The organism is Verrucomicrobium sp. 3C (assembly GCF_000379365.1).
In the GTDB taxonomy this organism is placed as follows: Bacteria; Verrucomicrobiota; Verrucomicrobiia; order Methylacidiphilales; family Methylacidiphilaceae; genus Methylacidimicrobium.
Genome location: NZ_KB901875.1, coordinates 1329337 through 1356039, shown reverse-complemented (window position 1 = coordinate 1356039; position 26703 = coordinate 1329337). Strand labels below are relative to the sequence as shown.

At 60.5% G+C, this 26703-nt stretch carries 28 protein-coding genes; 14 read left to right on the top strand and 14 right to left on the bottom strand.

The features are described 5' to 3' along the window. Both A37A_RS21320 and A37A_RS0107240 read left to right on the top strand, forming a co-directional pair. Positions 1-294 (top strand): hypothetical protein (locus tag A37A_RS21320; protein ID WP_231363809.1); only part of this gene is annotated, 294 nt, incomplete at its 5' end. After that, positions 273-707 (top strand): Rrf2 family transcriptional regulator, encoded by a 435-nt coding sequence (locus A37A_RS0107240; protein WP_196799532.1) that lies wholly within the window; start codon positions 273-275, stop codon positions 705-707. The genes A37A_RS21320 and A37A_RS0107240, both read left to right, overlap by 22 nt. Before the next feature lie 111 nt (positions 708-818). On the opposite strand, the gene A37A_RS0107235 is transcribed toward A37A_RS0107240, so the two are convergent. The 5 genes from A37A_RS0107235 to A37A_RS0107215 all read right to left on the bottom strand — a co-directional run bounded on the left by A37A_RS0107235 (position 819) and on the right by A37A_RS0107215 (position 6643). Then, positions 819-1484, bottom strand: coding sequence for a hypothetical protein (locus tag A37A_RS0107235; RefSeq protein WP_018290853.1), 666 nt, complete (start codon positions 1482-1484; stop codon positions 819-821). Further along, positions 1481-2311: a hypothetical protein gene (locus A37A_RS0107230; protein WP_018290852.1), complete on the bottom strand. Its 831-nt coding sequence runs from the start codon at positions 2309-2311 to the stop codon at positions 1481-1483. The genes A37A_RS0107235 and A37A_RS0107230 overlap by 4 nt, the downstream gene beginning before the upstream one ends. A 237-nt stretch (positions 2312-2548) precedes the next feature. After that, entirely contained in the window at positions 2549-3949 is a 1401-nt protein-coding gene (locus A37A_RS0107225; RefSeq protein ID WP_018290851.1) for a hypothetical protein, read from the bottom strand. Next, positions 3946-5367, bottom strand: coding sequence for a leucyl aminopeptidase (locus tag A37A_RS0107220; protein ID WP_196799531.1), 1422 nt, complete (start codon positions 5365-5367; stop codon positions 3946-3948). The genes A37A_RS0107225 and A37A_RS0107220 overlap by 4 nt, the downstream gene beginning before the upstream one ends. 40 nt (positions 5368-5407) lie before the next feature. After that, on the bottom strand, positions 5408-6643 hold the full coding sequence (locus tag A37A_RS0107215; RefSeq protein ID WP_026195710.1) for a 4-hydroxy-3-methylbut-2-enyl diphosphate reductase: 1236 nt from the start codon (positions 6641-6643) through the stop codon (positions 5408-5410). A gap of 126 nt (positions 6644-6769) precedes the next feature. On the opposite strand from A37A_RS0107215, the gene A37A_RS18270 reads away from it, so the two are divergent. Further along, the gene (locus tag A37A_RS18270; protein ID WP_018290847.1) at positions 6770-7438 is read left to right on the top strand and encodes a hypothetical protein; all 669 of its coding nucleotides are present in this window, start codon (positions 6770-6772) and stop codon (positions 7436-7438) included. Here the strand turns inward: A37A_RS18270 and A37A_RS16330 are convergent. The 4 genes from A37A_RS16330 to A37A_RS0107190 all read right to left on the bottom strand — a co-directional run bounded on the left by A37A_RS16330 (position 7435) and on the right by A37A_RS0107190 (position 10569). After that, positions 7435-8964, bottom strand: a complete 1530-nt coding sequence (locus tag A37A_RS16330; RefSeq protein ID WP_018290846.1) for an IS1182 family transposase — start codon at positions 8962-8964, stop codon at positions 7435-7437. The two genes, A37A_RS18270 and A37A_RS16330, sit on opposite strands and share 4 nt — an antisense overlap. 62 nt (positions 8965-9026) lie before the next feature. After that, positions 9027-9659, bottom strand: a complete 633-nt coding sequence (locus A37A_RS0107200; protein ID WP_018290845.1) for a hypothetical protein — start codon at positions 9657-9659, stop codon at positions 9027-9029. Between the two features lie 205 nt (positions 9660-9864). Further along, the gene (locus tag A37A_RS0107195) at positions 9865-10218 is read right to left on the bottom strand and encodes a hypothetical protein (RefSeq protein ID WP_018290844.1); all 354 of its coding nucleotides are present in this window, start codon (positions 10216-10218) and stop codon (positions 9865-9867) included. A gap of 147 nt (positions 10219-10365) precedes the next feature. Beyond that, positions 10366-10569, bottom strand: coding sequence for a hypothetical protein (locus A37A_RS0107190; RefSeq protein ID WP_018290843.1), 204 nt, complete (start codon positions 10567-10569; stop codon positions 10366-10368). A gap of 83 nt (positions 10570-10652) precedes the next feature. Here A37A_RS0107190 and A37A_RS0107185 point away from each other — a divergent pair, with 83 nt between their 5' ends. From A37A_RS0107185 to A37A_RS0107170, 4 genes are read left to right on the top strand one after another with little or no spacing between them, the layout of a single operon-like run. Continuing rightward, positions 10653-11627, top strand: coding sequence for a bifunctional oligoribonuclease/PAP phosphatase NrnA (locus A37A_RS0107185; protein ID WP_018290842.1), 975 nt, complete (start codon positions 10653-10655; stop codon positions 11625-11627). A 21-nt stretch (positions 11628-11648) separates the two neighbouring features. Then, a complete protein-coding gene (truB, locus tag A37A_RS0107180; RefSeq protein WP_026195708.1) occupies positions 11649-12362 on the top strand; it encodes a tRNA pseudouridine(55) synthase TruB in 714 nt (237 codons plus the stop codon). A gap of 35 nt (positions 12363-12397) precedes the next feature. After that, complete coding sequence (gene ribF / locus A37A_RS16325) at positions 12398-13342, top strand: riboflavin biosynthesis protein RibF (RefSeq protein ID WP_018290840.1); 945 nt, start codon at positions 12398-12400, stop codon at positions 13340-13342. 10 nt (positions 13343-13352) lie between these two features. Beyond that, positions 13353-13877, top strand: coding sequence for a DUF2165 domain-containing protein (locus A37A_RS0107170; protein ID WP_018290839.1), 525 nt, complete (start codon positions 13353-13355; stop codon positions 13875-13877). A gap of 895 nt (positions 13878-14772) precedes the next feature. Here the strand turns inward: A37A_RS0107170 and A37A_RS0107165 are convergent. From A37A_RS0107165 to A37A_RS16320, 3 genes are read right to left on the bottom strand one after another with little or no spacing between them, the layout of a single operon-like run. Continuing rightward, complete coding sequence (locus A37A_RS0107165; RefSeq protein WP_018290838.1) at positions 14773-15468, bottom strand: O-methyltransferase; 696 nt, start codon at positions 15466-15468, stop codon at positions 14773-14775. 10 nt (positions 15469-15478) lie between these two features. Then, positions 15479-16291, bottom strand: a complete 813-nt coding sequence (locus A37A_RS0107160) for a pyrroline-5-carboxylate reductase (RefSeq protein ID WP_018290837.1) — start codon at positions 16289-16291, stop codon at positions 15479-15481. Beyond that, the gene (locus A37A_RS16320) at positions 16288-16878 is read right to left on the bottom strand and encodes a shikimate kinase (RefSeq protein WP_196799530.1); all 591 of its coding nucleotides are present in this window, start codon (positions 16876-16878) and stop codon (positions 16288-16290) included. The genes A37A_RS0107160 and A37A_RS16320 overlap by 4 nt, the downstream gene beginning before the upstream one ends. A 96-nt stretch (positions 16879-16974) precedes the next feature. Between A37A_RS16320 and aroC the strand changes: the two genes are divergently transcribed. From aroC to A37A_RS0107125, 6 genes are all read left to right on the top strand, one after another. Continuing rightward, positions 16975-18069: a chorismate synthase gene (gene aroC, locus A37A_RS0107150; protein WP_018290835.1), complete on the top strand. Its 1095-nt coding sequence runs from the start codon at positions 16975-16977 to the stop codon at positions 18067-18069. Continuing rightward, on the top strand, positions 18066-18740 hold the full coding sequence (locus A37A_RS0107145; RefSeq protein ID WP_018290834.1) for a glycerol-3-phosphate acyltransferase: 675 nt from the start codon (positions 18066-18068) through the stop codon (positions 18738-18740). The genes aroC and A37A_RS0107145 overlap by 4 nt, the downstream gene beginning before the upstream one ends. A gap of 16 nt (positions 18741-18756) precedes the next feature. Beyond that, the gene (locus A37A_RS0107140; RefSeq protein ID WP_040888631.1) at positions 18757-19647 is read left to right on the top strand and encodes an NAD(P)H-dependent glycerol-3-phosphate dehydrogenase; all 891 of its coding nucleotides are present in this window, start codon (positions 18757-18759) and stop codon (positions 19645-19647) included. A 162-nt stretch (positions 19648-19809) separates the two neighbouring features. Next, positions 19810-20022, top strand: a complete 213-nt coding sequence (locus tag A37A_RS0107135; protein WP_018290832.1) for a DUF2892 domain-containing protein — start codon at positions 19810-19812, stop codon at positions 20020-20022. Between the two features lie 180 nt (positions 20023-20202). Beyond that, the gene (locus A37A_RS0107130; protein ID WP_155996515.1) at positions 20203-21594 is read left to right on the top strand and encodes a TolC family protein; all 1392 of its coding nucleotides are present in this window, start codon (positions 20203-20205) and stop codon (positions 21592-21594) included. Further along, a complete protein-coding gene (locus A37A_RS0107125) occupies positions 21591-24821 on the top strand; it encodes an efflux RND transporter permease subunit (RefSeq protein WP_018290830.1) in 3231 nt (1076 codons plus the stop codon). Before A37A_RS0107130 ends, A37A_RS0107125 begins: the two co-directional genes overlap by 4 nt. 211 nt (positions 24822-25032) lie before the next feature. On the opposite strand, the gene A37A_RS0107120 is transcribed toward A37A_RS0107125, so the two are convergent. Further along, positions 25033-25458, bottom strand: a complete 426-nt coding sequence (locus A37A_RS0107120; RefSeq protein WP_018290829.1) for a biopolymer transporter ExbD — start codon at positions 25456-25458, stop codon at positions 25033-25035. A gap of 21 nt (positions 25459-25479) precedes the next feature. Then, on the bottom strand, positions 25480-26145 hold the full coding sequence (locus A37A_RS0107115) for a MotA/TolQ/ExbB proton channel family protein (RefSeq protein WP_020494140.1): 666 nt from the start codon (positions 26143-26145) through the stop codon (positions 25480-25482). A gap of 282 nt (positions 26146-26427) precedes the next feature. Between A37A_RS0107115 and A37A_RS0107110 the strand changes: the two genes are divergently transcribed. Beyond that, positions 26428-26703, top strand: a 276-nt coding sequence (locus A37A_RS0107110) for a helix-turn-helix domain-containing protein (RefSeq protein WP_231363805.1), incomplete at its 3' end; no start/stop codon positions are given.

Below are 26703 nucleotides of genomic sequence, written 5' to 3'. Positions count from 1 at the left end.
GGCGTTACCACCAGTAGCCGCTCCGAGTGCTTCCGGCTGGAGCAATCGTTGCCGGGTGGAGATCACTCCCTCCCCACTGGGCGATGCACCCTTTTCACGGCGCACGAGAAATGGCGGCTAGCTAACCTGCCTTCTCCCAAGCTTGCTCCTGCGAACTTTGTGAGACAGGCGGGTTATTGCCCTTTTCTCTCCCCCTGCCCCGTTCCGATTTTGTATATTCTTCCGATCGCCTACCCGGAAAAATGGTTCTTACCCGAAGAAGCAAATATGCCTTGCGCGCTCTGGTTTACTTAGCGCGGGCCCGCGGGAAGGGAGCCATTCTCATCGGAGAGATCGCCCTGAAGGAGCGGATTCCGAAAAAGTTTCTGGAATCGATCCTGCTCGAGCTCAAAAACAAAGGCGTCTTGGAAAGTCGTCGAGGCAAAGGTGGGGGCTACCAACTTGCCGAGCCGGCGGATCAGATCCTTGTCGGCCAGATCATTCGCTTGATGGACGGGCCGCTTGCTCCCGTTCGCTGCGTCAGCCGGAGCGCTTATGCGGCCTGCGACGACTGCCCCGACGAGGAGACATGCCCGATACGGGTTGTCATGATGGAAGTGAGGCACCAGATTTGCGAGGTGGTCGATCGGACTTCTCTTTCCGACCTCGTCGAGAATGAGGATCAACTACGGCTGACTGCCAATCATGCACTGAGCTTCGATATCTAACCTCCATGTTCCACAAAGTTCGTTGTTGCCGAGGCGAGGCAGAGCCGACTCCCTCGGAGGGATCGACCTTGCCTTCTCCCGGCTGCGCCTGCGCCGAAGCGCGCCTTGACGTCAAATGCCGAAGAATTTCGGCATAAGAAGACGCAAGAGCAGGATAGCGGAGCATCCGGAAAAGAAACCGATCGCCAACAACAAGCCGACCGCCCACGCGCGAAGACCCGTGAGCCGCCTTTGTAGCGATTGACTCTGCTCGGTGATCTGAGCAACGAGAGAGGAGATCTGCTTGGTCTCGCGCTGCAACCTCTCGTGCCAATTTTTGGGGACCGAACCCAGAAGATCCGCCAACTGCGCCACGGACTGCTGCATCTGCTCGCTAATCTGGGAACCAAGAGTGCTGAGCTGCGTTGTCTCGCTGCGTAAGCCATTCTGCCATTGTTGGGTGGCGGAGGCTAACAGATCCTGCAGCTGTGTTGCGTAGTGGTGAAAATATCCGAGGAATTGCTCCAAGTCCGCGCGGCTGGGGGAATTCCCATCGGAAACTTTCGACGCGTTTTCCAAAAGCTCCTGCACCGCGCGCGGCACCCGCTCCAAGTAGGCCGCATTTGCCTCGAGCAGAAGCAGTAGTCCGCTGAGGCTGTCGAAAGCCTGAGCTGGCTCCGAACGGGAGCGATACCACTCCCAAGCAGCTCCCTGCTTTTCCGGCGGGAGATGAGCGATCGCAGCCTTCCAATACCAATGCGGATCCTCCCGCTCGGCCACCTCCGGCGCATTGCTCATAGGAGATTCTGCAGGTTTACCTTCCCTCCCCGCCGCCACTCCGCTCTTCGCCCCTCCGAACCGGGCAACGGAACAGCGGTTCGCTTAATCTGTTCCGCCTCTTCCTCCGCGAGTAGAAAATCGGCGGCACCCTCATATCGGCTAAAGAGCAACCGCAACCAGTCTTCCAGGATTACGCGGTGGATCAGGTCCAGCTTCACTGCAGGATCGACAACGGCCTGCACCGGGGTAACGGCCCGCTGCAAGCCGATCTCGAGAGCCGCGAGGGCCTCCTTGGTGTCGGTGAGCAGCGGCGGCAGATCAAGCGTGGAAGCTCCGAGGGAAAGCAGCTCTTTCTCCAGTTCGCTCCCCTCGTACATGCGGATCCGGGGAATCCGAGCGCGATTTCGCACCACCAGGTAATCCACTTGACTCCCCACCCGTTCCACCACCTCCGCGATCTCGTCCATCACCGCGAGATCGTCCATCGGGAAGAAGAGAATCGTCACCCGGGTGTCCGGTTCCCGGTCGCCGTACTGAAAAAATCGGATTGCTTCCAGGGAGCGAAGCAAAAGGCGCGAAAGGTGAGCTCGTGGGTCGATCAAGGTAAGAGGTGCCGCACCAACGCTGCGAAAGAGGCGGATTAGGTCGGTTTCCGGTTCTTCGGAAAGCTCGACCATCCGAACCCCCGGCACCGCCTTCGACAGGGTTCGGTTGTCCGAATCCAGATCGAAAGCCTGCCAGGCGAACCCTCGTGAGGACATCCATCCCAACCGGGCGATCGCATCCGTCGACTTCCCCACATTCCCCTTGCTCTGAATCGGAATGGTTACTCGATGCTGAATCATGGGTGAAACACCACTCCATACCGAAATAGATTGAAACTCGAAACGCTACAGGAACCTTTCTCCGTCAGGACAAACCATCCCCCCTGACAGGGAAACAATAAATCGTGGATTGACCGCCGCAGGCCGTCAATCGGATTTTGTTCTGCGGTCCGCGCATCAAAAACAGGGAAGAGCGGGAAGTCCCTCATGCGGAATCTCTGCCGGTCGTCCCGCGCGCCAACGCCTTCGGGCGAGCCCTCATGGCAGTGCCTCGGGAAAAAGGCCGACCGAAACGATTTCCCCTTCCTGCGATCGGTATCGGCTTCCCAGCGCAGCCGTTGCCCACGCTATGGCCCGATGGCCTTCCGGACCGCGTTCGATGTGAGCAAATGGCCGGCTCGTTCCGTCTCCGAGCTGATGTCTCCATTGCGGACGGCCCGCAGAGTCCAGCTTGGCCAGGAACACTCTTCCTCCTAGAGAGAGTGGCTCGCTCGAAATCAGCGGCCCCTTAGCTTCTCCCAACACCCAGAGTCCGCCATCGGCTCCATAGCAGAGCGCCATCGGTCCAATCGAAAGGTTCTCCGCGATTTCCCGACACCACCCGGGAGCGGCCCGATCGCTGCCAAAGGCAGCCACAAAGAGCCGAAGTCCGCCCGGCCGAAGCGGACGCCCGGCCGAGCAAGCGCCCCATTCGCTGCTCCCGGCAACGGCGACTTCCCCATTGGGCGAAGTCGCCACGGCAAAGGCCAGAGTGTTCCACATCCTGCCAAGGAGGCGTGTCCAGAGCCGCTGTCCCGACTCGTCCCACCGATCGACGAAGATCTTCACCTCCGGCCCCCCTAGCCCTCCAGAGGACAGCCAGCCGTAGTCGAGTCGCGCCTGGGAGACTCCCTGGGATGCGCCGGGTGGGACGCCCGAAAGACCCGCGTAATAGCCGGCGACGGCAATTCCCCCGGTCGGATAGGCAGCCATTCCTATGGGATTTTGGATCCCGAGAGGGCCCGACGGCAGCCAACGTGCTCCGGGTTGCCGAGCTTGGGGCACCGCATCGAACGTGTAGCTCCGCAAGAGGCTCCCCTTCTCCGAATAATGAAAGATTCGGGTTGCCCCTTCGCTGATCTCGGGTCGGTCGGATCGCACTCTTCCGGCCGGAGGCTGATGCAGGCAGATGTAGAGCCCTCCTTTTCCATCTGCGGTCACGACTTCGTTCGCGTTCGCCGGATCGGCGACCAGCCGCTGGCCCCAAAGCAGTTCTCCCTCTTCGGAAAATCGCCACATCCGGAAAGAGCCGCCGGATTGGCCCGCAACGACCACCTCCCCCCCTGGCTCGGAAACCAGGTGAAACCGAATTTCGATCGGGACGGGATCGACGATCGTCCTCGCCCAGAGGAGACGTCCTCCCGCCTCCCATCGACTCAGCTCGGCGCGAGATCTTCGGTCTCCCTCCTCCCGGACCGGGGACGCAAGCAGCCAGAGGCCACCGTCCCTACAAGGGAGAGCCTCGTAAGCCCTCTGGATCCTTCCCGGCCCGATCGCCCAGGTGCGAACTTCCCGCACTGCCGAGTGAACCCGCGCCACTGTCGCGCCCAAGAGAAGGACTCCCAACGCGAGGAGAAGCAGCCGGAAGCAGCGCCGTGCCTCAGGCTGGCGAAATCTCATGGCTTCGGCCCTTGAGTCGCAAGGGAAAGAAGATAGCGGGTCAACAAGCGCACGCCGAATCCGGTCACCCCTTTTTCCAGATAGGGAAGCTCCCGGCTGACCCAAGCCGGTCCCGCGATGTCGAGATGGACCCATGGTGCCTTTCCTACCCAGTGCTGGATAAAGGCGGCTCCCACCGAACCTCCTCCCTCCCGGGTGCCGGATACGTTCTTCACCAGCGCCAGATCGCTTTGAATGGCTTCCTCAAACTCTTCTCCCAGCGGCAGAGGCCAGACGGGCTCTCCCGCCATTTCCCCGAGCCCCCAGAGTTGGTCCCGAAGGTCCGGGTTTGAAGTGAAGACGCCTGCCCGGTTGCGACCCAGGGCAACGATACAGGCACCCGTCAATGTCGCGAGATCGAAAAGAAGCCGAGGATCAAAGTGCTTCACGGCATAGCCGACCGCATCCGCCAAGAGGATTCTTCCTTCGGCATCGGTGTTCAGCACCTCGATGGTTTTGCCGCTGTAGCTGCGGATCACGTCCCCAGGACGATAGGCGCGAGCGCTCGGCATGTTCTCGGCACTAGCCACGACACCGACAAGCGGCACGGGCAGACCGAGCCGACTCGCCGCCCGCAAAATTCCCAAGACGGCACAGCCGCCCATTTTATCGAACTTCATCTCGTCCATGTGCTCTCCGGGCTTGATAGATATCCCACCGGAGTCGAACGTGACCGCTTTTCCGACGATGACGATCGGCTTGCCATCCGTCGGCCGGTGCTCGAGGACGATCAACCTGGGAGGGTTGTCCGATCCCTTTCCCACCGCGAGAATTCCGCCGAATCCGCCGTCCTCCAACTCCTTTGGACCTAAGACATGGCATTGGAGATGGCACTCGGCGGCAAGCTCCCGGGCCTTCTCCGCCAAAGCCGCAGGCGTGATGACGTTGGCCGGCTGATTCCCGATCTGGCGAACATAATTAACCGCCTCCGCCACGATCGTTGACCGCTCGACCTCCGAACGAGACTCTCCCTCTCCCTTGCCGACTGCCACCGTGATCGTCCGCAAGGTCGATTTCTTGCGAGCGTCGGGCATTCGAAAATCTTCAAACCGGTAGGCGGCGAGCAAGCCGCCTTCGACCGCGAACCCGGCCAATTCGGGATACTCCGCACAGTCGATATGAATCTCCTCTCCGCCCAGTTTCCGAAGAAGCTTGACTCCGGTGCCCGCGGCCTTCCGCACTAGATCGGCCGTAACGGGTCCGGCTCCCAGTCCGACATAGGCAATCCGTCGTCCCGCCTCTCGCCAAATCAGGGTGGAAAGCTTGGCGCCTTCGAACTCCTCTGGAGACACTCCTTCTCTGGTAAATTCGCCCGGACGCACGAAGATCACGCAATCGCCATGCTCCGGAGCCTTCTCCACCGTCAGGACCATACTCATTCGTCTTCCTTCGTTTCTCTTTTCGGCGAAGAGCGCGCTCCTAGCCGGCATGGACCGGCAGGATCGCCGCAACGTCGACCTCGCGCAACTCATACAGGCGCCGGATCGTTTCTTCGATCAGGTTGTTGGGGCAGGAGGCACCGGCCGTAATGCCGATCTCCACATTGCCATCAGGCAGCCAGCCATCGGTGAGCACCTCACACCCCTTATGCAAATCCCAATGTTGAATTTGTGAGACAGAGACGATCTTTTCCGCGTTCTTAAGAAAATAGGTCGGGAGCCTACTCTCTCCCATTTCTGCTAAGTGGCTCGTATTACTGCTATTGTAGCCGCCCACAACGATCAAAAGATCGAGTTTTCGCTGATCGAGCATCTCGCGCAGGGCGTCCTGTCTCTCCTGAGTCGCTCCGCAGATGGTGTCGAAAAAGCGAAAATGCTCTAGAAGCCTCTCCGATCCATAGCGATCGACGATCGCTTGACGGATGCGCCGCTGCACTTCTTCGGTCTCCCCACGCATCATCGTGGTCTGATTCGCCACCCCGACAAACTTCAAATGGATATCGGGATCGAAATTCGGAGAGATGGCCCCTTGGAACCTGCGAAGGAAATCCGCCTTGTTTCCTCCCTTGCGGATGTAGTCGCAGACGAGATCGGTGTCGGCGAGATCGTATACGACCAGATAGTGGCCACTCCCATCCTCTCCCACGGCCCGAGAAGCGGTCGCCTTGGTCTCCTCGTGCCAGGCCTTTCCATGAATGATCGAGGTCACTCCCTCCCGGCGATACTGCCGGACCCGCTTCCAGACCGTCATCACGTCTCCGCAAGTCGTATCGACGATCTGGCAGCCGATCTTGGCGATGCGCGCCATCGTCTTCACCTGCGCCCCAAAAGCGGGAACGATGACGACATCCGAAACATCGAGATTGTCGAGATCCGACTCTCCCCCGAGTTCTTGAAGACGTTGGATTCCCAGGGCCGTCAACTGGTCGTTCACCTCCGGATTGTGAATGATCTCGCCCAGGAGAAAAATGCGCCGACCTCGAAACACCTTGGTGGTCGCATAGGCCAGATCGATCGCCCGCTCGACCCCGTAGCAAAAGCCGAATGCCTTGGCCAGACGCACCGTCAAGCCCCCAGCGGACAAGCATCCTCCTGTTCCCTGGAGATATTCGACCAGAGGGCTTCGGTAGTGTTTCTCCACCTCCGCCTGGACGAGGTTCATGACTTCCGGAGTTCGGAGATTCACTTTTCCCGACGGTGCGACGGTCCCGTTCATTGTGGAAAGGATCTTGCGCAAGCAACCGTCCGGCGTCAAAAGGGTTTTTCTTGGAGGAACTTTCTCGGGAAACAGATGCCATCGACGCTCGTTCCCGTCCGATCGGAGGGAGAATAGGACAACGGAATGCCTCGCTCGCCCGATCGAGGAGACGCCCCTCTGCTTTGCGCGCACAACCTTGTCCTCTCCCTCCCGCCGCTGCCTCCGCTCCGCGTCCCGGACCTGATTGTCCCTTCCTCCTCCCTCGTCGCCATTCTCGCGACAGGGCAAGACGGGCCGCCGATTCTGACTCGAGCTCTCTTGGAGACGCTCGCGGGGAATCGCCGCGTGGAGAGCGGCAGCGTCTTCTTCCTCGATCGGGAACTCGGCCGCTCTGCGCCAGGCTGGGCGAGGGAGCAGGGGCTTTCGCTGCTCGCGCCCGAAGAAGGTTATGATGCCGCAAAGTCGGTGGAGGAGAATCTTCGCCGCTCCGCCGGCTCCTCGCTTCCCCTCTGGATCTTCCCCTTCCTGCCGCTGGAAGAATCCCTTTCGGTAGAGGCCGGGAGGCTCTCCCCGGTCGAGCGGCGCTGGCTTGCCCTCGGTTGCGCGCTTGCGCCGAGGCCTCGACTCCTTCTTCTGGAGCGCCCGTTAGAAGGACTGCCCCGCCTGCCTCGAGAGGCCCTGCTGGAGCGCCTTCTCAGAATTAGCCTGGAAGAAGGCATTGCCTTCTGTTTCACCGCCGAACCCTCCCCGCTCCTCCATACGGCTGCCACTTCGGCCTACCGGATCGCCTCCGGTCTCTTGGCCGCCGACTAGCAGCCCGTCGTACTTAGACTTAGCGCGAGAACTCCCCATGATGCGCCGGCAGTCCGATGCGGCACAGGGAACGATTGTCTCGGAATCTGTAAAGGCCAGGATAATGCGACGGCCGGTCTGGCGCAGAGCGACCATGGGGATCCGACCATCGGGGAACCGGGGTGGCGTGCTCCCATCAGCTTCCAAAGGCGCTTGAAGTTGTACGCCAAGCAGACCAACGACCATTCGCCCTGGACTTTGGCTTGCCCGCGGAGCCGAAACGCTCGGAAGCCCATCACCGATTTGATGACGCCGAAGACCGGTTCGACGGTCTGCTTTCGTCGAGCGTGGAGGCGGCGACCTTCCGGGCTGGCGAGCTTTTCGGTCATCTTGCGCCTCCACGGGGCGGTATGCGCAACGGGCTTCTCCCGGCGACGATCGGCTGGCCGGAACTCGTATCGCCGGCGACACTCCAGAGCTTCGGCCCTCATCGCACAGTAGACTTCGATTCCTTCCGCCTGCAGAGCCTCGACCTGTTCGCCATTGGCATAACCGGTGTCCGCCAGTACCGCACGGACCCGACCGACCTCCGCAGGAATGGCCCGCACGTCGCCTTCCAACTCGCCGCTGTCGCTGGCGCAGACGCTCACCCGAGCCGAAAGCACCAAGGCACTCCCTTCCGCATCCATTGCCGCCTGCGCGTTGTAGCTCTGTTCAAAGGCTTCGTTTCGGCTCTTGCGCATCAGCCGGCTCTCGGGATCGGTCAGGTTGCCTTGCTCCTCCGCCCCAGGCTTCTCCTCCGGAAGCTGGATGTGCCGGCCTTTGGCACTCCCCTTGCGACCTTCCCGTTCTTCTACCTTTCGTTCGTAATCCGCACGCTCCCGTTCCGCTCGCTCCTTGGCCCGCTCCTCCAGCCGGCGTTGCGCTCCCTCCAGTTTTGCCTTGAGCCGCTGCCGCCGACCAATCTCCTCCGGCAACTTGCCAGGATCCGCTTCGCCTCTACGGTCCGCGTCCTCCGCCTTCTCCAAGAGCTCAGCCACATCCGCCCGCAGAAGCTCCGCCAGTTCTCCGGCCCGCTTGCAAGTCACATTGCGATGCTTGCTCGCGTTGGCCCGAATCTTGGTTCCGTCCACGCTCACCACCCCTACCTTCAAAAGCTTCATCTCCCGCGCCAGCGCCAACGCCTTCAAAAAGCAGTCCGCCACCGCGGCAAAGTTCTCCCGCCGAAACCGGCAGATCGTGTCGTGATCCGGATGGGTGTTCGCACAAAGGTAACGAACCGCCACATCCCGCCACGTCGCCGCCTCGATCCGTCCACTCGAAAAGATTCCGTTGGCGTAGCAATAAATCAAAAGCGAGAGCATCATCGCCGGCGGATATTGCGCGTCCCCCGTCCCGCGCACGTTGACTCGAAATCCCCGCAGATCCATCTTCTCCACCGCCTCGATGACAAAATGCACCAAGTCGTCTTCCCTCACCCAATCCCGCATGTCCTCGGGCAAAAGCATTGGGGTCATCCGATCCACCATCACAAATCGCTCAGCCATGCCCTCTTTTACCATATTCCAGAGGAAAAAGGAAAGTCCGACAGGCTGCTAGCCGGCATGTCTCATTGCGGCAGTTTCTCTTCGGACGAAGCAGGTTCTTGCTGCAGCGGCTCCGGCTCGACCGGGAGGCCGGGGCTCTCGTGAGGAGGAGCCGCCGTCTCCGGCGTAAGCGGCGAGCGCTTTTGGATACGGGACTTCTTTTCGGCCTCCGGAGGTGGTCCCTGATAGAATTCCTTATGGCGAATCTGGCCTCCCGCATGCCCCGTCCAGAGGCCCAAAAAGAGCGCGGCAGCCGCCGTCAGCACGGTCGCGGAGGCAAGGAAGCTCAGTCCCTTAGGGAAGAGAGCGGAGGAGAGCAAGGTCACCGCCGCAATGGCTCCGGTTCCGTAAAGCATCCATACGGTTCGTTCTCCGCGCTCTTCGTGGACCTCCAACCAAGCCTTTTGCTTCGGCGTGACCATCGTCTCCACCCGATCCGTCCCCTCCTCGCCGTAATACTGCACGACCCAGCCGGAGGCGGAGGTTAGGATGATGAGCGCGAGAGCCACGACTTGCGTTGCGCGGCTTTTAAAGGCCAAGCCTGCGAGATAAGCGGCCAATGCCGTGGCAAGCCCGTATACCGGGATGGGATGGAGGAGGACATGTACGTACTCCGGCTGCTTGAGCGTGTCCAAGAATTCGCGGAATTCGTTCACGACTGCGCCCTGCTCCCGCAGGTAGGGTCGCTAGTTCCAGTTCCGCTAGACCGCACGATCGTTCACCAAAATCTCGCCCAGCCGCGTCAAGCGCCCTGCCTCGACCCGGCCTCCCACTGGATTTCAGACGACTTCTCTCCTCCCTGCTCTGTTCTCTCTCGAGAAACGGAGCATGGATCCAGCAGCCCGGAAATCGCCGAGAGACCTAGGGCTCGAATTCGGCGCCTTCGATGAGGTTGTAACCCTCGGCGCTGACCAGCTTTCCCTTGACGGTAACCTTTTCCGTCTTAGGAATCTCGGCGGCTTTTAGCGGCTTATGCTCTCCAGTGAGCATATAGAGCTTGCCATCGTCCCCCTTGAGTCCGACCGGCAATCCCAAGTTGATGCATTTCCTGGCGCAACTCGAATGCTTATCCCCGGCCGCACCATGATCGAGATAGCAGTAGAGATCCACAAGCTCCCCTTTGACCGTGACCTCTTGCTTTTCCTCGGCCCGAAGACCCATCATTCCGGCGCAGAGCAGGAGCGCCCCGCACAAAATGCTTTTTCCGATACGCATGATCCCTCCCTTTCTCTTCCCGCCGCGAATCCGTATACCCTATACCGACCCGGCGGCCCAGTCACAAGGATAAATCATAATCGAATCGACGCCAACCGTTCCAATTCGGAAAACGAGAAACGGCTTGGTTTTTCGCGATTTTCGGAATCAGGGATTGCTTCGGTCAGTGCGGGGTCCGCTGGTCGGCAAAATCTCCCACAGCGGTCCTTTGCGCGCCTCCACCACGATCTTCTCCTTCTGACCGAGATGACGCCGAATCAACAGAACGATGCTCACACAGAACGCGACAAAGACCAAGAGGTCCAACAGCCGAAGCAGGGACCTTCTCACCCTGCGTCCAAATGCGCCCATAGACCTTCTCCTCCCGCCTTCCGGGAAGACGCCGAAACAAGAGAAGCTTGCCGTCGCAGCGTTCCCTGTGCAACAGAAAGCCGATGCCCGAGTCGCTACGCAAGCTGGCGGAGTTGTTTCAAGAAACCAACCATTTCCTCGTCCTTTCCCACGTTCGTCCCGATGGGGATGCCTTCGGAAGCTCGATCGGCTTAGCCCTGATTTTAAAGGCCATAGGGAAAGAGGTGCGCGTCTTCAATGAAGACGGGCCGAACGAGTTCTATGCCTATCTCGCGGGCTCTGTTCCCGTCGACAAAACTCCGGTCGAACGGCCTCCCGGCTCTTGGAAAGTCGTCGCCGTCGACTGCTCGACCCAGGAGCGGCTCGGAGCAAGCTTCCTGGGCTGGGGAGTCCGGACGGATGCCAATATCGACCATCATCCGGATAATCCGGGATACGCCGCGATCAACTGGATCGATTCGCGCGCGCTGGCGACTGCGGAAATGATCGCCCGAATGGCTCTCGATCTCGGTCTTCCCCTGTACGCCGAAGCGGCGGCTGCTTTGTACGTCGGCATCCTGACCGATACCAATTCCTTCTCCTTCCGGCCGCTCCGCCCGGAAACCCTGGAGCTTGCTGCGACCTTGATCCGTTCGGGGGCCGATCCGGAAATGCTTTCCTGGCGTACCTTCCGGAACTTTTCGCGCAACCGCTTCGACCTGCTGCGGGAGATCCTCAACCGGACCCGTTTTGCCGCGGACAATCGAGTCGCCTTTTATCGCCTCACCGTCGACCTCTACGCAAAAACAGGCACGACTTCACTCGAGGTCGAAAACTTCCTGAACTATCTTCAACTCGTGCAGACCGTTCAAGTGGCCTTCATGGTCGAGGAGATCGGCCCGGACCTCACTCGCATCAGTCTCCGGTCGATTCCCGCCATCGACGTGCGTCCCGTTGCCGCTCACTTTGGAGGAGGCGGCCATCGCAACGCCTCGGGAGCCCGCGTTTCTTTGCCCGTGGCGGAAGCCGAAAAGCAACTTGTCGAGCAACTCTTTCCTCTTTTGCGGTCCTCTTCCTGAACTCGTCAGAGCGTGCTCTCCATGGAAATTGACGGAGTACTCCTTTTGGACAAGCCCAAGGGATGCACATCCCATGATATGGTGGACTTTCTCCGCCGCCGCTTCGGGCTGCGAAAAGTTGGCCATTGCGGAACGCTTGACCCCCTGGCAACCGGGCTGCTCGTCCTCGTTCTCGGCAAGGCCACGCGTATTCAAGAACTCCTCATGGCCGAAGATAAGCGCTATCGTGGCGTGATGCGCTTAGGCCAGATCACCGACACGCAGGACGCCGACGGCCGAATTCTAGAAGAGCACCCCGTTCCTCCGCTCTCTCTCAATCAGTTGGAGGCGGTCTTCGCCAAATTTTCCGGGGAGTTTCTGCAAGTTCCGCCCATGGTGTCCGCGATCAAGCACCACGGCAAACCTCTCTACAAGCTGGCGCGGGAAGGAAAGGTCGTCGAACGCCCGCCCCGCATGGTGCATGTCTTCTCCTACCAGATCCTTGAATGGAAGCCGCCCCTTCTCGGCTTCGACATTTTTTGCCGCAAGGGCTTTTACGTAAGGACCTATTGCCATGATATCGGCCTCGCGCTCGGATGCGGGGCCCATCTCGCCGAACTTCGCCGACTCCAATCCGGAAACTTCGCAGTGGATCGGGCTCTCTCCTTCTCGGCGCTGGAGCAGATGCAGCGCGCGGAGCAGCTGCTGCCGCACGTCTTGTCGCTCCCCGAGGTTTCCCGCATTCGGCGCCGGTAGCTCGGCGGAAGAGGGGATTACGGAGCCGGAATTCCATGGCAGAGACAACCAGGCGGGTTCGGGCCGTATCGTTCTTTGAAGCCCCTCCCCATCCGGAAATTCGCCACCTTTCGATCGGCTTCTTCGACGGTGTTCACCGAGGCCATCAAGAAGTCCTCCGTCAACTGCTCGCTTGTGCCTCCGACCCGAAGGAGTGCGGCGTGCTCACCTTTGAACCTCATCCTCTCGCGGTGATCCGCCCCGAAGCGGCCCCCCCGCGGCTGACGACTCCGGCGCAAAAAGTCCTTCTCCTGGCCGCTGCCGGCCCAAGACTGGTGCTCGTGATTCCTTTCGACCAGAGGCTTCGGGAGTCTTCGCCGGACGCCTTTCTGCAAGGGATCCTCCGGATCTTTCCCAACCTGCAGACCATTGTCGTCGGAAAAGATTTTCGCTTCGGCTTCGGCGCGAAAGGAAACGTAGAGCGGCTCCAGGAATTCGGTTCCAGACGAGGATTTGTGACGCAGATCGTCTCTCCCCTTCTGGAAAACGGAAGCCGTGTGGCCAGCAGCCGGATCCGCGAAGCGATTCGGCAGAGAAAGTTCGAGGAGGCCGAGCGATGGCTGGGACGGAGCTATGCGATTGTTGGCAAGGTAGCGCCCGGAGCCGGCATCGGCCATCTTCTGGGAGTCCCCACGGCTAACCTGGAGGGGATCACCCAACTCCTCCCCCCCGAAGGGGTCTACGCCTGCCGGGCGCGAATCCCCGAAGAGTTTATCGCAGTAGCCAACTACGGCCGGCGTCCAACTTTAGGACCCGGATCCGGTCCGCTTCTCGAAGTCCACCTTTTGGACTTCGCAGGAGACCTTTCCGAAATCGAGGTGGAGGTGAGTCACTGGCACTTTTTGCGGCCGGAAAAGCGCTTTGGGAGCCTTGAGGAGCTTCGCGTACAGATCGCCGCCGATATCGCAGAAGCCCGCAACCATTTTGCGAAAGAGAAGTAAGCCGAGATCGATGTCCTCCCTGCTGCTGGCTCTCCGGACCTCCAAGACCATCCTGCTGCTCTTGATCGGCGTCTATTTCCTCCTTGCGGCGATCGACAACATCGCAGATCCCTCCGCGAATTGGACCTATCTGGTCCACGTCCTTTCCATGGACACTCTCCCTGGAGAGTCCCCTTTGAGCTTCCGTGCCATACGATCGCCCATCGGCCAGCGACTCGTTTTCGGAGGACTGGTCACCTGGGAACTCGCCACGGCCCTGCTCTGTTTCCTTGGAAGCCTAAGACTCGGCCGCGCTTGGCTGGGAAGCCGCCAGCAGTTTTCCAAGTCAAAGACCTGGGCAGTGGCCGGCCTCACGTGCGCCCTGGCGGGGTGGCTCTTCTTCTTTTTGATTGCGGCGGGCGAATGGTTCCAGCTCTGGCGGGGGTCCTTATCCCCTGTGCTCGGCGTCGCCGCCCGGATGTTCGCGGTCATCGCTCTCTGCCTGATCTACCTGGCTCAGGACGAGTGCGCTCCCGATTCCCCGCCCACTGGCTAGCCGCCATTTCTCGTGCGCCGTGAAAAGGGTGCATCGCCCAGTGGGGAGGGAGTGATCTCCACCCGGCAACTATTGCTCCAGCCGGAAGCACTCGGAGCGGCTACTGGTGGTAACGCCAGCGGTCGAAGCCTCTGGGGGAAAAGGCCCGGGAAGCGGGTCAGCGAGCAAGCAGGCCCTAAGGAAAGTGAACGTTGAACAAAGCCTCGAAACCGGCAATGCGGACGCCGAGCTCGTGAGAAAGAAGCGAAGGCCGTTGTCTCCCTGGGAAGGAGAGCAATACGTGCACTGGGGAGAGCCGCCGGGGTATTGGGCGAGGGCATGCGGGCAAAGGACGATGCATCAACACGGGAGGCCCATCTGGCCGGGAGCTCGGGTTGGCCCCGAGCGGACCGATCGCTGCCCTGCGAGGGGCCGAAGCGGGACCAGGTGGGAGTCGGATAGGTCCATACTACCTGTGAGTTCGGAGAAAGTCCGAGGGAGGGAAGGGGCCTTAGTTCAAGGGAAACGTCGGAAGGAGCGAGAACGGAGAGTGGCGGTACGCCTACAACCTCCCTTGCGTGTTCGGAAGCTCCAGATGACGTTGCAGGAGAAAGCGAAGGCAAGTTCGACCTCATCTCCCTCGGGAGCTGTACGTGGAGCTTACCGTGGGCATAATCCTGCGCCAACCTTGTCCGGAAGCCGAATGCGGGAAATCCGCCTGTTCGGTTTGATGAGCGGGGAGTGGAAACGGCCGATAGGGAGAGATACTCAGGCACTGTCATACCGAAAGGGGCAGCTCCCGCTATGGCTCTCCTACGTCGCACCGCGCCACTCCTCGACTCCACACAAGCTTTCTCCTGCGCCCCGCCTCGCCTCGGGTACGAACTTTGCGAGACAGGCAGGCCAAGCTGTCATATCAATGGCGATTCGGCAAGGAGGCCTCTCCCTCCTTCTTCCGGCAAAGGTAGATTCCATCGGCGATCGGGAGGAGCACTCCTTCGATGCGCGAATCCTCGCGCAGCTTGTCGTTCAAGCGGGCGATGGCCTCCGTATCGGGATCGCGCCGCAGGTCTCTCCCGAGAATCCGTCCCTCTCGGAGCATGTTATCGAAGACAATCACTCCCCCCGGTCGCATCCGCGGCAGAAGCGCCTCGTAGTACGCATCGTAGCCCGTCTTGTCGGCGTCGACGAAGGCAAAATCGAAGGACCACTCCGCCTCGAGCGCTTCCAGGCTGGGAAGGGCCGGTCCGAGGCGCAGCTCGATCCGGTCGTCCAACCCGGCTCTTCCCCAAAAAGCCCGAGCAATCCGAGTCCACTCTTCGCTTCGATCCAGGCTCAGGAGCTTACCGCCCACGGTTAAGCCTCGGGCGATCGCGAGGCCGCTCGCCCCAGTGAAGGTTCCAATCTCGATCGCTCGCTGGACGCGCATGGCGCCGACCAAAAGGGAAAGCAGGCTCGCCTCTTCTTCCGGAATCATCATCTCCGCCACGGCGCCGAGCCGCATCGTCTCCTCTCGAAGATCGAGGAAGACCGGATCTCCCTGGCCGCTGTGGTGATTGCGCACATAAGCGCAGAGAGCATCGTCGAGTCGGATATAGTGCTGCAATGCCATGACACGTCCCTCACACCTCTTCCAGGGTTTTCGCTCGATTCCAAGCAGCGTCCAAGGCTCTCCGCAACGTCTCCTGCCACTCCCTCTCCTCCAGGATCGTCAAGGCCGCATGGGTGATTCCTCCCGGCGTTCGGCTCTCCCGAACCGCCTCGACCGGATCGAGATTCGTCTGCTGGAGAAGGTCTGCGGTTCCGGAAAAGGTCGACAAGAGCATCCGCCGGGCCTCCGGGGCGGGCAGACCCGACTCAACGGCGAAGCGAAACAAGGGAGCGAGAAAGGCACAAAAATAAGCGGGCCCGCAACCGACGAGTACCGTGAGGAGAGGAAAGAGCTTCTCGTCGACCTCGACGGCCTCGCCAAACCGTTGCAGCAGCTTCTTCGCTCGCTCCCGATCGTCCGCGCCCCAGCCCGGACCAAGGCAGTAGGGGGTGACCCCTCGACCAAGGAGCGAAGGGAGATTGGGCATCGCACGAAGGATCCGAGCCGAAGGCGCCAGCTCCGCCGCCATTGTGGCAAGGGAAATGCCAGCGGCCACGGAGATGATCCACTTATCGGCGGTCGCCGGCCGGATCTGCCGCAGAATGCCGCAAACCTCCTGGGGCTTGACGCAAAGAAAGATGATCTGGCTTTCCCGGACGAGATCTGGATTGCGCTCCTCCGGATAGAGGCGCGCCTGCGGGATCGCTTTACCGAAGTCCTCCCCGCTCTCCCGGGTCCGGGTGGAAGCAACCAGTTCCCATGAGTCCTTTTCGCCTCGCAGCAGGCCTCCCGCTAAAGCGCGGGCAATGCGGCCGGCTCCCAAAAATCCTACCCTTGTCTTCACGCTGCCCCTCCAGTCCGCTCGCAATAGATCTGCCAGATCTGCTTCCCCAACTCCTCCCTGCTCCGTTCGGCGACAGGGATCGTGACGTGAGCCAATCGATACAAGGGCTCTCGTCTCTCCAAAAGCTCCTGGAGAGTTCGCCGGCGATCGGTCGACGACGCCAGGAGCGGACGTCCTCGGCTCTTGCGAAGTCGAGCCTCCAGGAGATCGAACGAAGCCTCTAGGTAGAAGACGACCCCATGCTCCAGGAGCAGCCGGCGATTTTCCGCGAAGACAAATGTTCCCCCACCGGTCGAGAGGATCCCTGCGGGCTCGGAAAGCGCCCAGCGCAGGGCCTCTGCCTCTCTCTGTCGAAAATGGAGTTCCCCTTTCTCCTCGAAGAGAACGGAGATGGAGCGATGCTCCCGCAGGGAGACGATCCGATCCAGATCATAGACCGGCATGCCGGTCTGTCGGCCAAGCCAGCGCCCCAGAATACTCTTCCCGCTACCCATCATCCCGACGAGCACAAGATGCCGCTGTGCCGAACTGGTCCGATCCTGGCTCTTCTCTCTCACAGGATCGATCGGCGGATGTGAAAACCCCATTTCCTCGCTGAGCTTCCTCGCCATCCCGCCAAATTCCAAACAGGGCCAAAAATTGTGGTAAACTTTTTGTCGCGCTCGCGATAGGAACGATAAGACATGCCTAATACCTTCGGCCACCTCTTTCGTATTACCACTTGGGGCGAATCGCACGGGGGCGGGGTCGGCGTAGTAGTCGACGGCTGCCCGCCCCGCCTACCGCTCTCGGAGGAGGAGATCCAACGAGAGTTGGACCGGCGCAGGCCTGGTCAGAGCCGGCTCACCACGCAGCGGAAGGAAAGCGATCGGGTGGAGATCCTTTCAGGACTTTTTGAAGGGCTCACCTTGGGCACGCCGATTCTCCTCTGGGTGCGAAACGAGGACGCCCGTCCAGAGGCTTATGAAGAGATGCGTGAAGTCTACCGGCCCAGCCATGCCGATTACACCTACCGGGCAAAATACGGGATCCGGAACTGGATGGGTGGCGGGCGCGCATCCGCCCGCGAAACCGTCGGCCGGGTGGCCGGCGGTGCGGTGGCCGGACAGTTCCTGCGCCGGGTTTGTCCTTCTCTCAACGTCGTGGCCTACGTTTCGGAAGTGCAAGGATTTCCTGCTCCGGATCCGTCTTCCTCCCTCGACAAACAACGGATCGAGGCCAACGCACTGCGCTGGCCCGATCCGGACACCCTCCCCCACGCGATTGCCGTGGTCGATGATGCCCGGAAGGCGGGAGATTCCGTCGGAGGCATCGTCAGCTGCCGTGTGCAGGGCATGCCGGTGGGCTTAGGAGAGCCGGTTTTCGACAAGCTTGACGCCGACTTGGCAAAAGCCATGCTCTCGATTCCGGCGGCGAAGGGATTTGAGATCGGCTCGGGCTTTGCAGGCACGCGACTGCGCGGTTCTCAGCACAATGACCCCTTTTATTTCGAAGAAGGACGGGTCCGCACCCGCACAAACTTCAGCGGCGGCGTTCAGGGTGGCATCAGCAACGGCGAGGAACTGTTCTTCCGCGTTGCGTTGAAGCCCGTCGCCACAATCGCGCTGCCCCAGGAAACCGTGACGGAGGAAGGCAAGCCCACCATCCTCCGCGCACGCGGCCGGCACGATCCCTGCGTTCTTCCGCGTGCAGTTCCCATCGTGGAAGCAATGGCGCGTCTGGTTTTGGCCGATCATGTCCTCCGGCACAAATCCATCGGCTGGGAATCTCTGCCATGAGTCCGCTCCCCTTGGGCCAACTCGGGTGGGCGGCGGCGCTGCTGGTGGCGAGCTTTTTCCTTGGCTCGATTCCCTTTGGCTATTGGATCGGCTGCCGGCTCGGGATCGACCTGCGGACCCAGGGGAGCGGCAACATCGGAGCGACCAATGCGTGGCGCGTCTTGGGCGCGCGATGGGGCTGCTGGATCTTTTTTCTGGATTTTCTCAAGGGAGCCCTGCCAGCGGGCGTGGGTCTCCACCTTTCCACGACCCCGTCGGTTCCCATCGCGGATGCGCTTGGCTCCCTCGCGGGCCTCGCCTCGATCCTGGGACATAATTTTACCCCCTGGCTCCGCGGCAGGGGCGGGAAGGGAATTGCCACCTCAGCGGGGGTGCTGCTGGTGCTCGTCCCCTGGGCCTTTCTCGTCCTTGTCGGGATTTGGGGCGGCCTCTTTCTCCTCTGCCGGATCGTCTCCATCGCGTCTCTGGGAGCCGCACTGGTCTTTCCGATCTCAACGGGCCTTCTCTATCCGGGACGTTGGGTCCTGCTCGCTTTTTCCCTGCTGGCCTCGTTGCTGGCGATCCTTCGACACCGGAGCAATATCCGGCGCCTGTTCCAAGGAACGGAAGCTTGTTTTCGCCGAAATGGGGAAAAGACCTGTCCGGCGCATGATCGAAATAGGCGGGAATGAAACAGCAGAGCGACCCGTGAGAGTTTGTCTTGTGGGCGAAGGGCGCTGGGGTACCGCCGCTGGCGCAATTCTTTCCGAGAATGGTCACCAGCCCTTTTTCGTCCATCACGCGGAGACGGCTTGGCCAAGGAGCTTCGACCTCCTCTGCCTTGCGATTCCGGTGCAGCACGTCCGGGAAACACTCCAGCGGCTGCCGCCACCCTCCGTTCCCGTCGTGAGCTTGGGGAAGGGCCTGGAAGTCGGCACGGGGTTCCGGGTGACCGAGATCGTGCGGGATGTCTGGGCCAACGAAGCGGTCGCCGCGCTCTCTGGACCAAATTTCGCCGCAGAGATCCTTCAGGGCCTGCCTGCCGCGACGGTAGCAGCCTCCCAAGACGAAGCTCTCGCCACCCGAGTGCAACAGCTCTTCCACAATCGGCGATTCCGAGTCTATCGCTCCGCCGACCTTGTCGGAGTGGAAATCGGCGGAGCCCTGAAGAATGTTTACGGAATCGCCGGAGGGCTCTGCGCCGGCTTGGAGCTTGGGGAGAATGCTTCCGCCAGTCTTTTGACCCGATGCTTGGCCGAAATGTCGCGCTTGGGACTCTGCCTTGGCGGACGCCCCGAAACGTTCGCAGGCTTGAGCGGACTCGGTGATCTCATCTTGACCGCGCGAAGCCGGCAGAGCCGCAATTTCCTGCTTGGCTACCACTTGGCCCACAATCTCTCCTTGAACGAAGCCTTAGCTCGGGTCGGAAGCATCGTGGAAGGGGTTCCGACCACCGCCTCGGTCCGCTCAAACCCTCTTTTCCGGAACCTCAAGAAACCGCTTGCCGACGAGATTTACCGCATCCTATTCGAGGGAAAAGAGATCCGCCGCTCCCTACTCGATTTGCTGGAGCGCGAAGCCGCTCCCGAGCTCGGCTAGCTCGGTTTCAGAGGCGAGGCCGGAGCGCCGGAAGAACGATCATGGAGGATGGGCCAGCAGGGGAAAGAGGGATTGGGCCGCCCAAGGGATGTCATAACCTCCTCCTTTACAGTTGACAGGGCATAGGGTAATTCTCGATGGAGAAGCAAGGAGGGAGCCGATATGACCATTGAGCGAAAAGTCCGTGTGGTGGCGGGGACGATCATTTTGATTAGCCTTCTCTTGTCGCTTTGGAGCCGCTGGTGGATGCTTCTGACCGCCTTTGTCGGCCTGAATCTGCTCCAATCGGCCTTTAGCGGCTTTTGCCCCGCGGAGAATCTCTTCCGCAAGCTGGAGGAGCGCCACGGCCCGACGCAAGGGACAACGAATTCCTAGGAGCCGATCCGGTCCCATCCCATGTCGCCCCTTCGACCGGCAAGGAGTGCAACGTTATTCCTCCTGCTGGCGATCGGAACGATGACGAGCGGAAGAGGAGCCGAGCCGGCAGGTCCGGCGGGTCCCGCACCAGACGCGGAAAGCAGCGCCCCTCCGCCCGGCCAGCCAAGCCCGACGGCTATGGAGTTTCGTAGTCAGGCACGCGGCACCCGGGGCGTGGAGATTGCCAAGGCACTCGATCCTCGGGATTCGACCGCCAGCGGACGGGATCACCCGCTCCTCCAATTCTGGAGAAAGGTTCAGGCACACTATCCCGAGCTGAAAAAGAAGCACGCGAAACTCCAGGAGATGCTCGCCCAAAAGGCTCTCGCAGCATCCGGTTTTCTCCCCAGGGTTTACGGTTGGGCCGACTCGATCACCTCCGACAATCCCGTCCTTGGCTTCATGTTTCACATGACCGAGCGAAACTTCTCGGCGGGCGATTTTAACATCAACACGCTCAACCATCCGGGCACCGTCTCGAACCAGAACATGGGCTTGATGGCGATCGTTCCGATTTTTGACGCGATGCAGACGATCGATTCGATTCGCACGGCCAAGCATCTCATCCGGCAGAGTGAGCAGGAGGAGCGCTTCACCCGCATGGAGGCGAGCCTGCTGGCCATCGACGCCTACTTGCAGTTGCTTCTGGCCGAGCGAGAAAGGGCACTTTCGCGGCTCCACGTTCAAGCATCCTCCCAGGATCTCGAACAGGCGGTTCAGCTGATGGAGCAAGGGCTCGTCCTGGGCGCGGACTTTTATGCCGGCCGATCGATGAGCGCTTCGATCGAGCAGAGCCAGAACGGCTACACCTCGAAACGCAGGGTGGCGCTGGTCACGGTCAACACGCTCCAAGGAGAAGCAGCGGACGCCGAGGTGCCGGTGGTTGGCTCGCTTTCCGCCGCCCGCAAGAGTCCCGTGAAGCCGCTCGGCCAGTGGGTGCAGGAAGCTTTTCTCTACCGGAGCGACCTGTTGGCCCTCCAGTCGTCGATCGCTGCCCAACATTCCGAAGTGAGCCGCTTGCGAGCGACGGCCCTTCCGACAGTAAACGGCTTCGCCTCCGGCATGCTCGACAGTGACAACTTCAATACGGGCGGCAGAAGCTACACGGTGGGAGCGATGGGAACCGTCCCTCTCTTCGACCCCGCCCGAGATCCAAAGGTCAAACAAGCCCAGGCCGCCGAGGAGCAGTTGCGCCACGAATCGGCTTCCTTGCGTGATCTGATCCAGAACAAGCTGGGACAAGCCTATGCCGAGTATCAGGGAGCGCTCCAGGATGCGGAGATCCTGGGTCGGGCGAGCTCCGATGCCCGGAAGTCGACCGAAATGATGACCGAACTCTACCGGGAAGGCAAAAAGACTATCGTCGACCTGCTCAGCGTGCGGCAGATGCAGCTTCAAACCGAAATCGGGTATTGGGACAGTCTTGCCCGCCTCGAGATCTCTCGGGCAAAGCTCTACTTTTTGTCGGGGGAGCTCGATGACTATCAAGTCCAGCAGATCGCCAAGGAAATCGGGGAGTCGGCCCCATGAGTGCGAAACAAGAGGGTGGAGCCATCGGCGGATTCATCCGCTTTTTCTCTTCCTCCCTGGTCACTCCGCTGCTCATCCTGGCCTCCTGGCTCATGGGCGTCTTCGCCTTGATCGAGCTGCCACGAGAGGAGGAACCTCAGATCGTCGTCCCGCTTTTTGACATCTTCGTCTCCATGCCCGGGGCGAGCCCGGAGGAGGTCGAAAAGCGCGTCGTCAACAATGGAGAGCGGGTCTTTTGGCAGATCCCAGGGGTCGAATATGTCTATTCGACGGCGGCGCCCAACGGAGCTATGTTTATTGTCCGCTTTCGAGTGGGCGAAGACATGGAGAGGAGCCTCATCAAGCTCTTTACCAAGGTCTACTCCCATCTCGACTTTCTCCCGCCTGGCGCATCCCTGCCGCTGATCAAGCCGCGATCCATCGACGATGTACCCATTCTTGCCCTCACCTTCTACAGCTCAGCAAAGGATCCCCTCAGCCTCCGTCGCATCGTGGCCAGCGTCCGCGACCAGATCAATTCCATCTCCGACATCTCGGAAACAACGATCCTCGGTGGTCGAAAACGGCAATTCCAGGTCTTCTTCGATCCGGCCAAGCTCGCCGCGCACCTCCTCACCCCTACGGACCTGGTCGGACTCATCCGACAAAATAATGTGCGCCTCCCCGCAGGCCATCTCGAATCGGAACCGAAGCTCGTCGACGTCGAACCCAATGCCCTCATTACAAACAAAGAGGATCTCGAAAACCTCGTCGTCAGCGTAAGTCAGGGGAAGATCGTCTATCTGCGGGATGTTGCGCAGGTCATCGACGGGCCCGACCAGGATGAGCGGAGCTTGACGCTCTGCTTCGGTCCCGCCGCGGCCGGCCAGCCAAAAGGCTCGATCGAGGCCGTGACCCTTGCGATCGCCAAGAAAAAAGGGGCCAACGCCACCTTCCTGGCGAAGCAGATCCTGACGAGCATAGAAGCCCTCCGTCCTTCTATCCTGACCCCGGACGTCCGTTACGTGGTCACGCGCAATTATGGGGAGACAGCGGCCGAAAAATCCAATGAGCTCCTGGAGCACATGGGAATCGCGATTTTCGGCGTGAGCCTTTTGATCGCCCTCTTCCTCGGTTGGCGGGCTGCGGCGATCACCGTCATTGCGATCCCAACCACCCTGGCGATCACTCTGCTCTCCTTTTATCTCTTCCACTTCACCATCAACCGGGTCACCCTTTTTGCCTTGATCTTCACGATCGGCATCCTGGTCGATGACCCGATCGTCGGAGTCGAAAACATCGTCCGCCACCTTCATCTGCCGAGTAGCGCCGGCCGGTCCCTGCTCGCCGTGGCGACCGAAGCCATGCTGGAGATCGTCGGCCCCTTGATCTTGGCCACCTTGGCGGTGATCGCCGCCATCCTTCCGATGGCCACCGTTGGAGGTCTCATGGGCCCCTACATGCGGCCCATTCCCATCGGGGCGACCACCGCGATGATCGTTTCCATGCTCGTCTCCCTTTCGGCGACACCTTGGGCATCGGTCTGGCTGCTCAAAGGAAGCAAGCATGCGGGCGAACGCGGAGAGGGATTCCTCCTGCGCCTCTATCGAGGGTTCGTGACCCCCTTGATCTACAACCGATGGTTGCGCCTTCTCTTCGTCCTTGCCGTTCTCCTCCTCCTGGCCGGTGCCGTGGCCTTGATCCCTCTCAAGCTCGTCCGCGCCAAAATGCTTCCCTTCGACAACAAGAATGAATTCCAGGTCATCCTCAACATGCCGGAGGGAACCCCTCTCCAGACGACTCGCTCCCTGCTCGACCGGATCGCCCAGGTCGTTCTCCAGATTCCCGAAGTGACCAACGTGGAGATCCAGGCCGGCACGCATTCGCCCTACAACTTCAACGGCCTGATCCGCCACTATTTCCTCCGGGAAGCACCTTACCAGGGCGACCTGCAGGTGAACCTCACCAATAAGTCCGAGCGTAAACGTCAAAGCCATGACATCGCGGAAAGCGTCCGACCCGAAATCAACCGCATCGCCCGAGAATCCGAGGGCGCGTATGTCCAGGTCGCGGAGGTTCCGCCCGGACCGCCTGTTCTTTCCACGCTCGTCTTAGAAATCTACGGTCCTTCGGCTGTCCAGCGGCGAGCAATCGCCACTCAAGTGGAGAAGCTGATGCGCCAATCCGCGGAGATCACCGATATCGCCACCTATGAGGAGAGCGATCACCCGCTCGAGCTTCTCAATGTCGACTTGATCAAAGCGTCCTTAAACGGGCTACCAGGTGAAGCGGTGGCGCAAAACATTGTCACCGCCCTTCAGGGGTCAAGTCCGGGTCTTGCCCACGTCCCGGACGAACCCGAGCGCGTGCAGATTCTCGTCCGCCTGCCCGAAGAAGAGCGGCAAACAGACCAGGTTCTCCGCCACCTGACCCTCCTTTCCCGATTCGCACGGCTCATCCCTGTCAAGGACTTGGCCTCCCAACAAATGGGCTGGCAACCCCATCCGATCTTCCACAAAAACTTGATGCCGGTAACCTATCTCCTGGGCGACGTCTCTGGTCAGGTCGGCAGCCCCGTCTATGGCATTCTCGATTTTACCCCCTCGCTCGAAAAGCTTCGCACCGCCCAGGGAAAGCCGCTCGAAATCCTATATACCCATCTTCCCGGCAGCCCGAACGACTGGGCGATCAAGTGGGATGGCGAATGGCAAGTGACCTATGAGGTCTTCCGGGATCTCGGCAGAGCCTTTGCCATCGTCCTCATCCTGATCTTCATCCTTGTCGTCGGCTGGTTTCGTTCCTTCGTGACCCCGTGGGCGGTCATGCTGCCTATTCCCCTTTCCTTGATCGGAATTCTTCCCGCTCACTGGTATCTGGGGATGTTTTTCACCGCCACCTCGATGATCGGGATGATGGCCGGCGCAGGGATCGTCGTCCGCAATGCCATTATCCTGGTCGATTTCATCGAGATGCGCCTGGCGGCCGGCGATCCGCTGGAGGAAGCGGTCATTTCCGCGGGTGCCATTCGTTTGCGTCCGATCCTGCTGACCGCTCTGTCTGTGGTCATCGGCAGCGCGGTGATCCTCTTCGATCCGATCTTCCAAGGGCTGGCCCTCGCCCTCATGGCTGGCGAAATCGCGGCGACACTTCTCTCCCAGCCTGCCGTACCCGTTTTCTACTACATGCTGCGCAAGCAACAGATCGCCAAGCAGCCGTCGGCTAATCTTTCCGAGCGCGTGCAGAGCTGAATGATCCCCCACGCCCGCCAACGGGTGCCGCGCCTCAGGTACGAACTTTGTGAGGCAGGGACGTTAATCGCCATTTCTCACAAGCGTTCTCCTGCGGCTTGGACAGTGGGCTCGTCTGCTTTGTTTGGCTTGCTTTTCCCCCGGAACTCTCTGACGACATACGGCCGAGATGGGAAAACTGGAAGGCGCGGCAACGAGGAGCCTGCCTCGCCTAGGGAGTCTTTTCCCCGCGCTCGGTCTGAATCGCAATCCGCGAGATGCCTTCCTTGCGGACTGCATCCAGCACGCCCACGACGCTGTCGAACGTCGCCTTCCGGTCGCTGTTGAGAAAGACCTTGGCCTTTTCGGGGCCAGCCTCCGCCTTGAGGGCAGCAAGCTTTCCCGGAAGTTCTCCCGTCGAGACCTTGTCATGGTCGAAGTAGATCTCACCCTTGTCGGTGACGGTGAGGGTAACCTCCTGTTCCTTTCGCTCCTCGCTTCCGGACGTCTGAGCCTTAGGCAGCTGTACGGCCACCCCCGCATTCTTGACCATCGCCAGGGACATAATCATGAACGTGGCCAAAAGAAAGAACATCACGTCGATAAACGGGATGATCTCGAGCCGAGGCCGATGCCGCCGTGGAGAAGTGACCTGCATAAGAAGTTTCCCAAGGTGGGGTCAGCGGACCTCCCGGTTTCCGGTAGCCGCGCCTAGCTCCTCCTCTTCCGCCGAAGAGCCGCCTGCAAAACGAAGCAGGAGCATTTCGAGCTTGGTGGAGGCTGCTTCCATTTGGCGGCGCATGTTCTCTACCTGGGCGCTGAAAAAGTTGAGCGGCACAATGGCAACGATCGCCACGGTGAGGCCGAAGCTCACTGCGATCAGCGATTCGGCCACCCCTCCCGTAATCGCTGCCTGCTTGCCCGCAAGCTCCCCTCCCCCCACGATGCTGAACGCGCGCATCATCCCGGTGACGGTGCCCAGGAGCCCGAGCAGCGGTCCCAGGGTCACGGCGGTATCCAGGACGACCAGCCCCTTGTTGTAACGATCCAACTGGGAGTTGGCGGCTTCCAGCAGCGCGTCAGAAACAGAGCCATCCTTGTGTCGCAAACCTTCTGTAAGTACGCGCACCACCGGGTCTTTCGACTCTTCTCCCGCAGAGAGCGCCTGGGCGATGCGACCATGTTCGACTAGTTCGAACAGCTTACGCACAAGCTTGATATCCCTCCGCCGGCTCTCGGTCAAAAGGAAGAGGAAGCGCTCAAAGAGCACGGCCATGGTCGCGATCGACAACAACAGGATCGGCCACATGATCGGGCCACCCTTTAGAAATAATTGATAGATCATAGCACCACGAACGCTTCACGAGCATAGATGCTCAGTGCCGCACCTGCTTTGAGGACCGCCATCGGTTCCAAGGGTCACCCTTTTCGGAAATCTACCAAACGATCCACTCTTCGACCTCTACTCAAGGTCACCACTCGACGCAAGGGAAAATTGGCGCTTTGTCGTAAGCAAGTGAAGTGACCGCCGCGAGGGCAGATGAAGTGACCGCTTGGGTATTGGGGGCTGGAGAGTTCATGAGATGGGGGCATGGACGGCTTTGGCGAAGCGGAAGGATGGCGGGTCATGAAAGTTCAGGAGGTGATTATGCGGGCGATGGCGAAGCGGATCAGTTGGTTGGATGCGGCGGAGATTTTGGGATGGAGTCCTCGCACCCTTGGGCGGTGGCGAGCTCGGTATCGGATTCGGGGATGCGACGGGCTTTTTGATCGGAGGAAGCGGAGGCCAAGTCCGCGGAGGGTGCCGATGGAGACGGTGGAGAAGGTTCTTGGGCTCTATCGGGAGCGCTACGAGGGATGGAACGGGCGGCATTTTCACGAGAAGCTTCGGGAGGAGCATGCT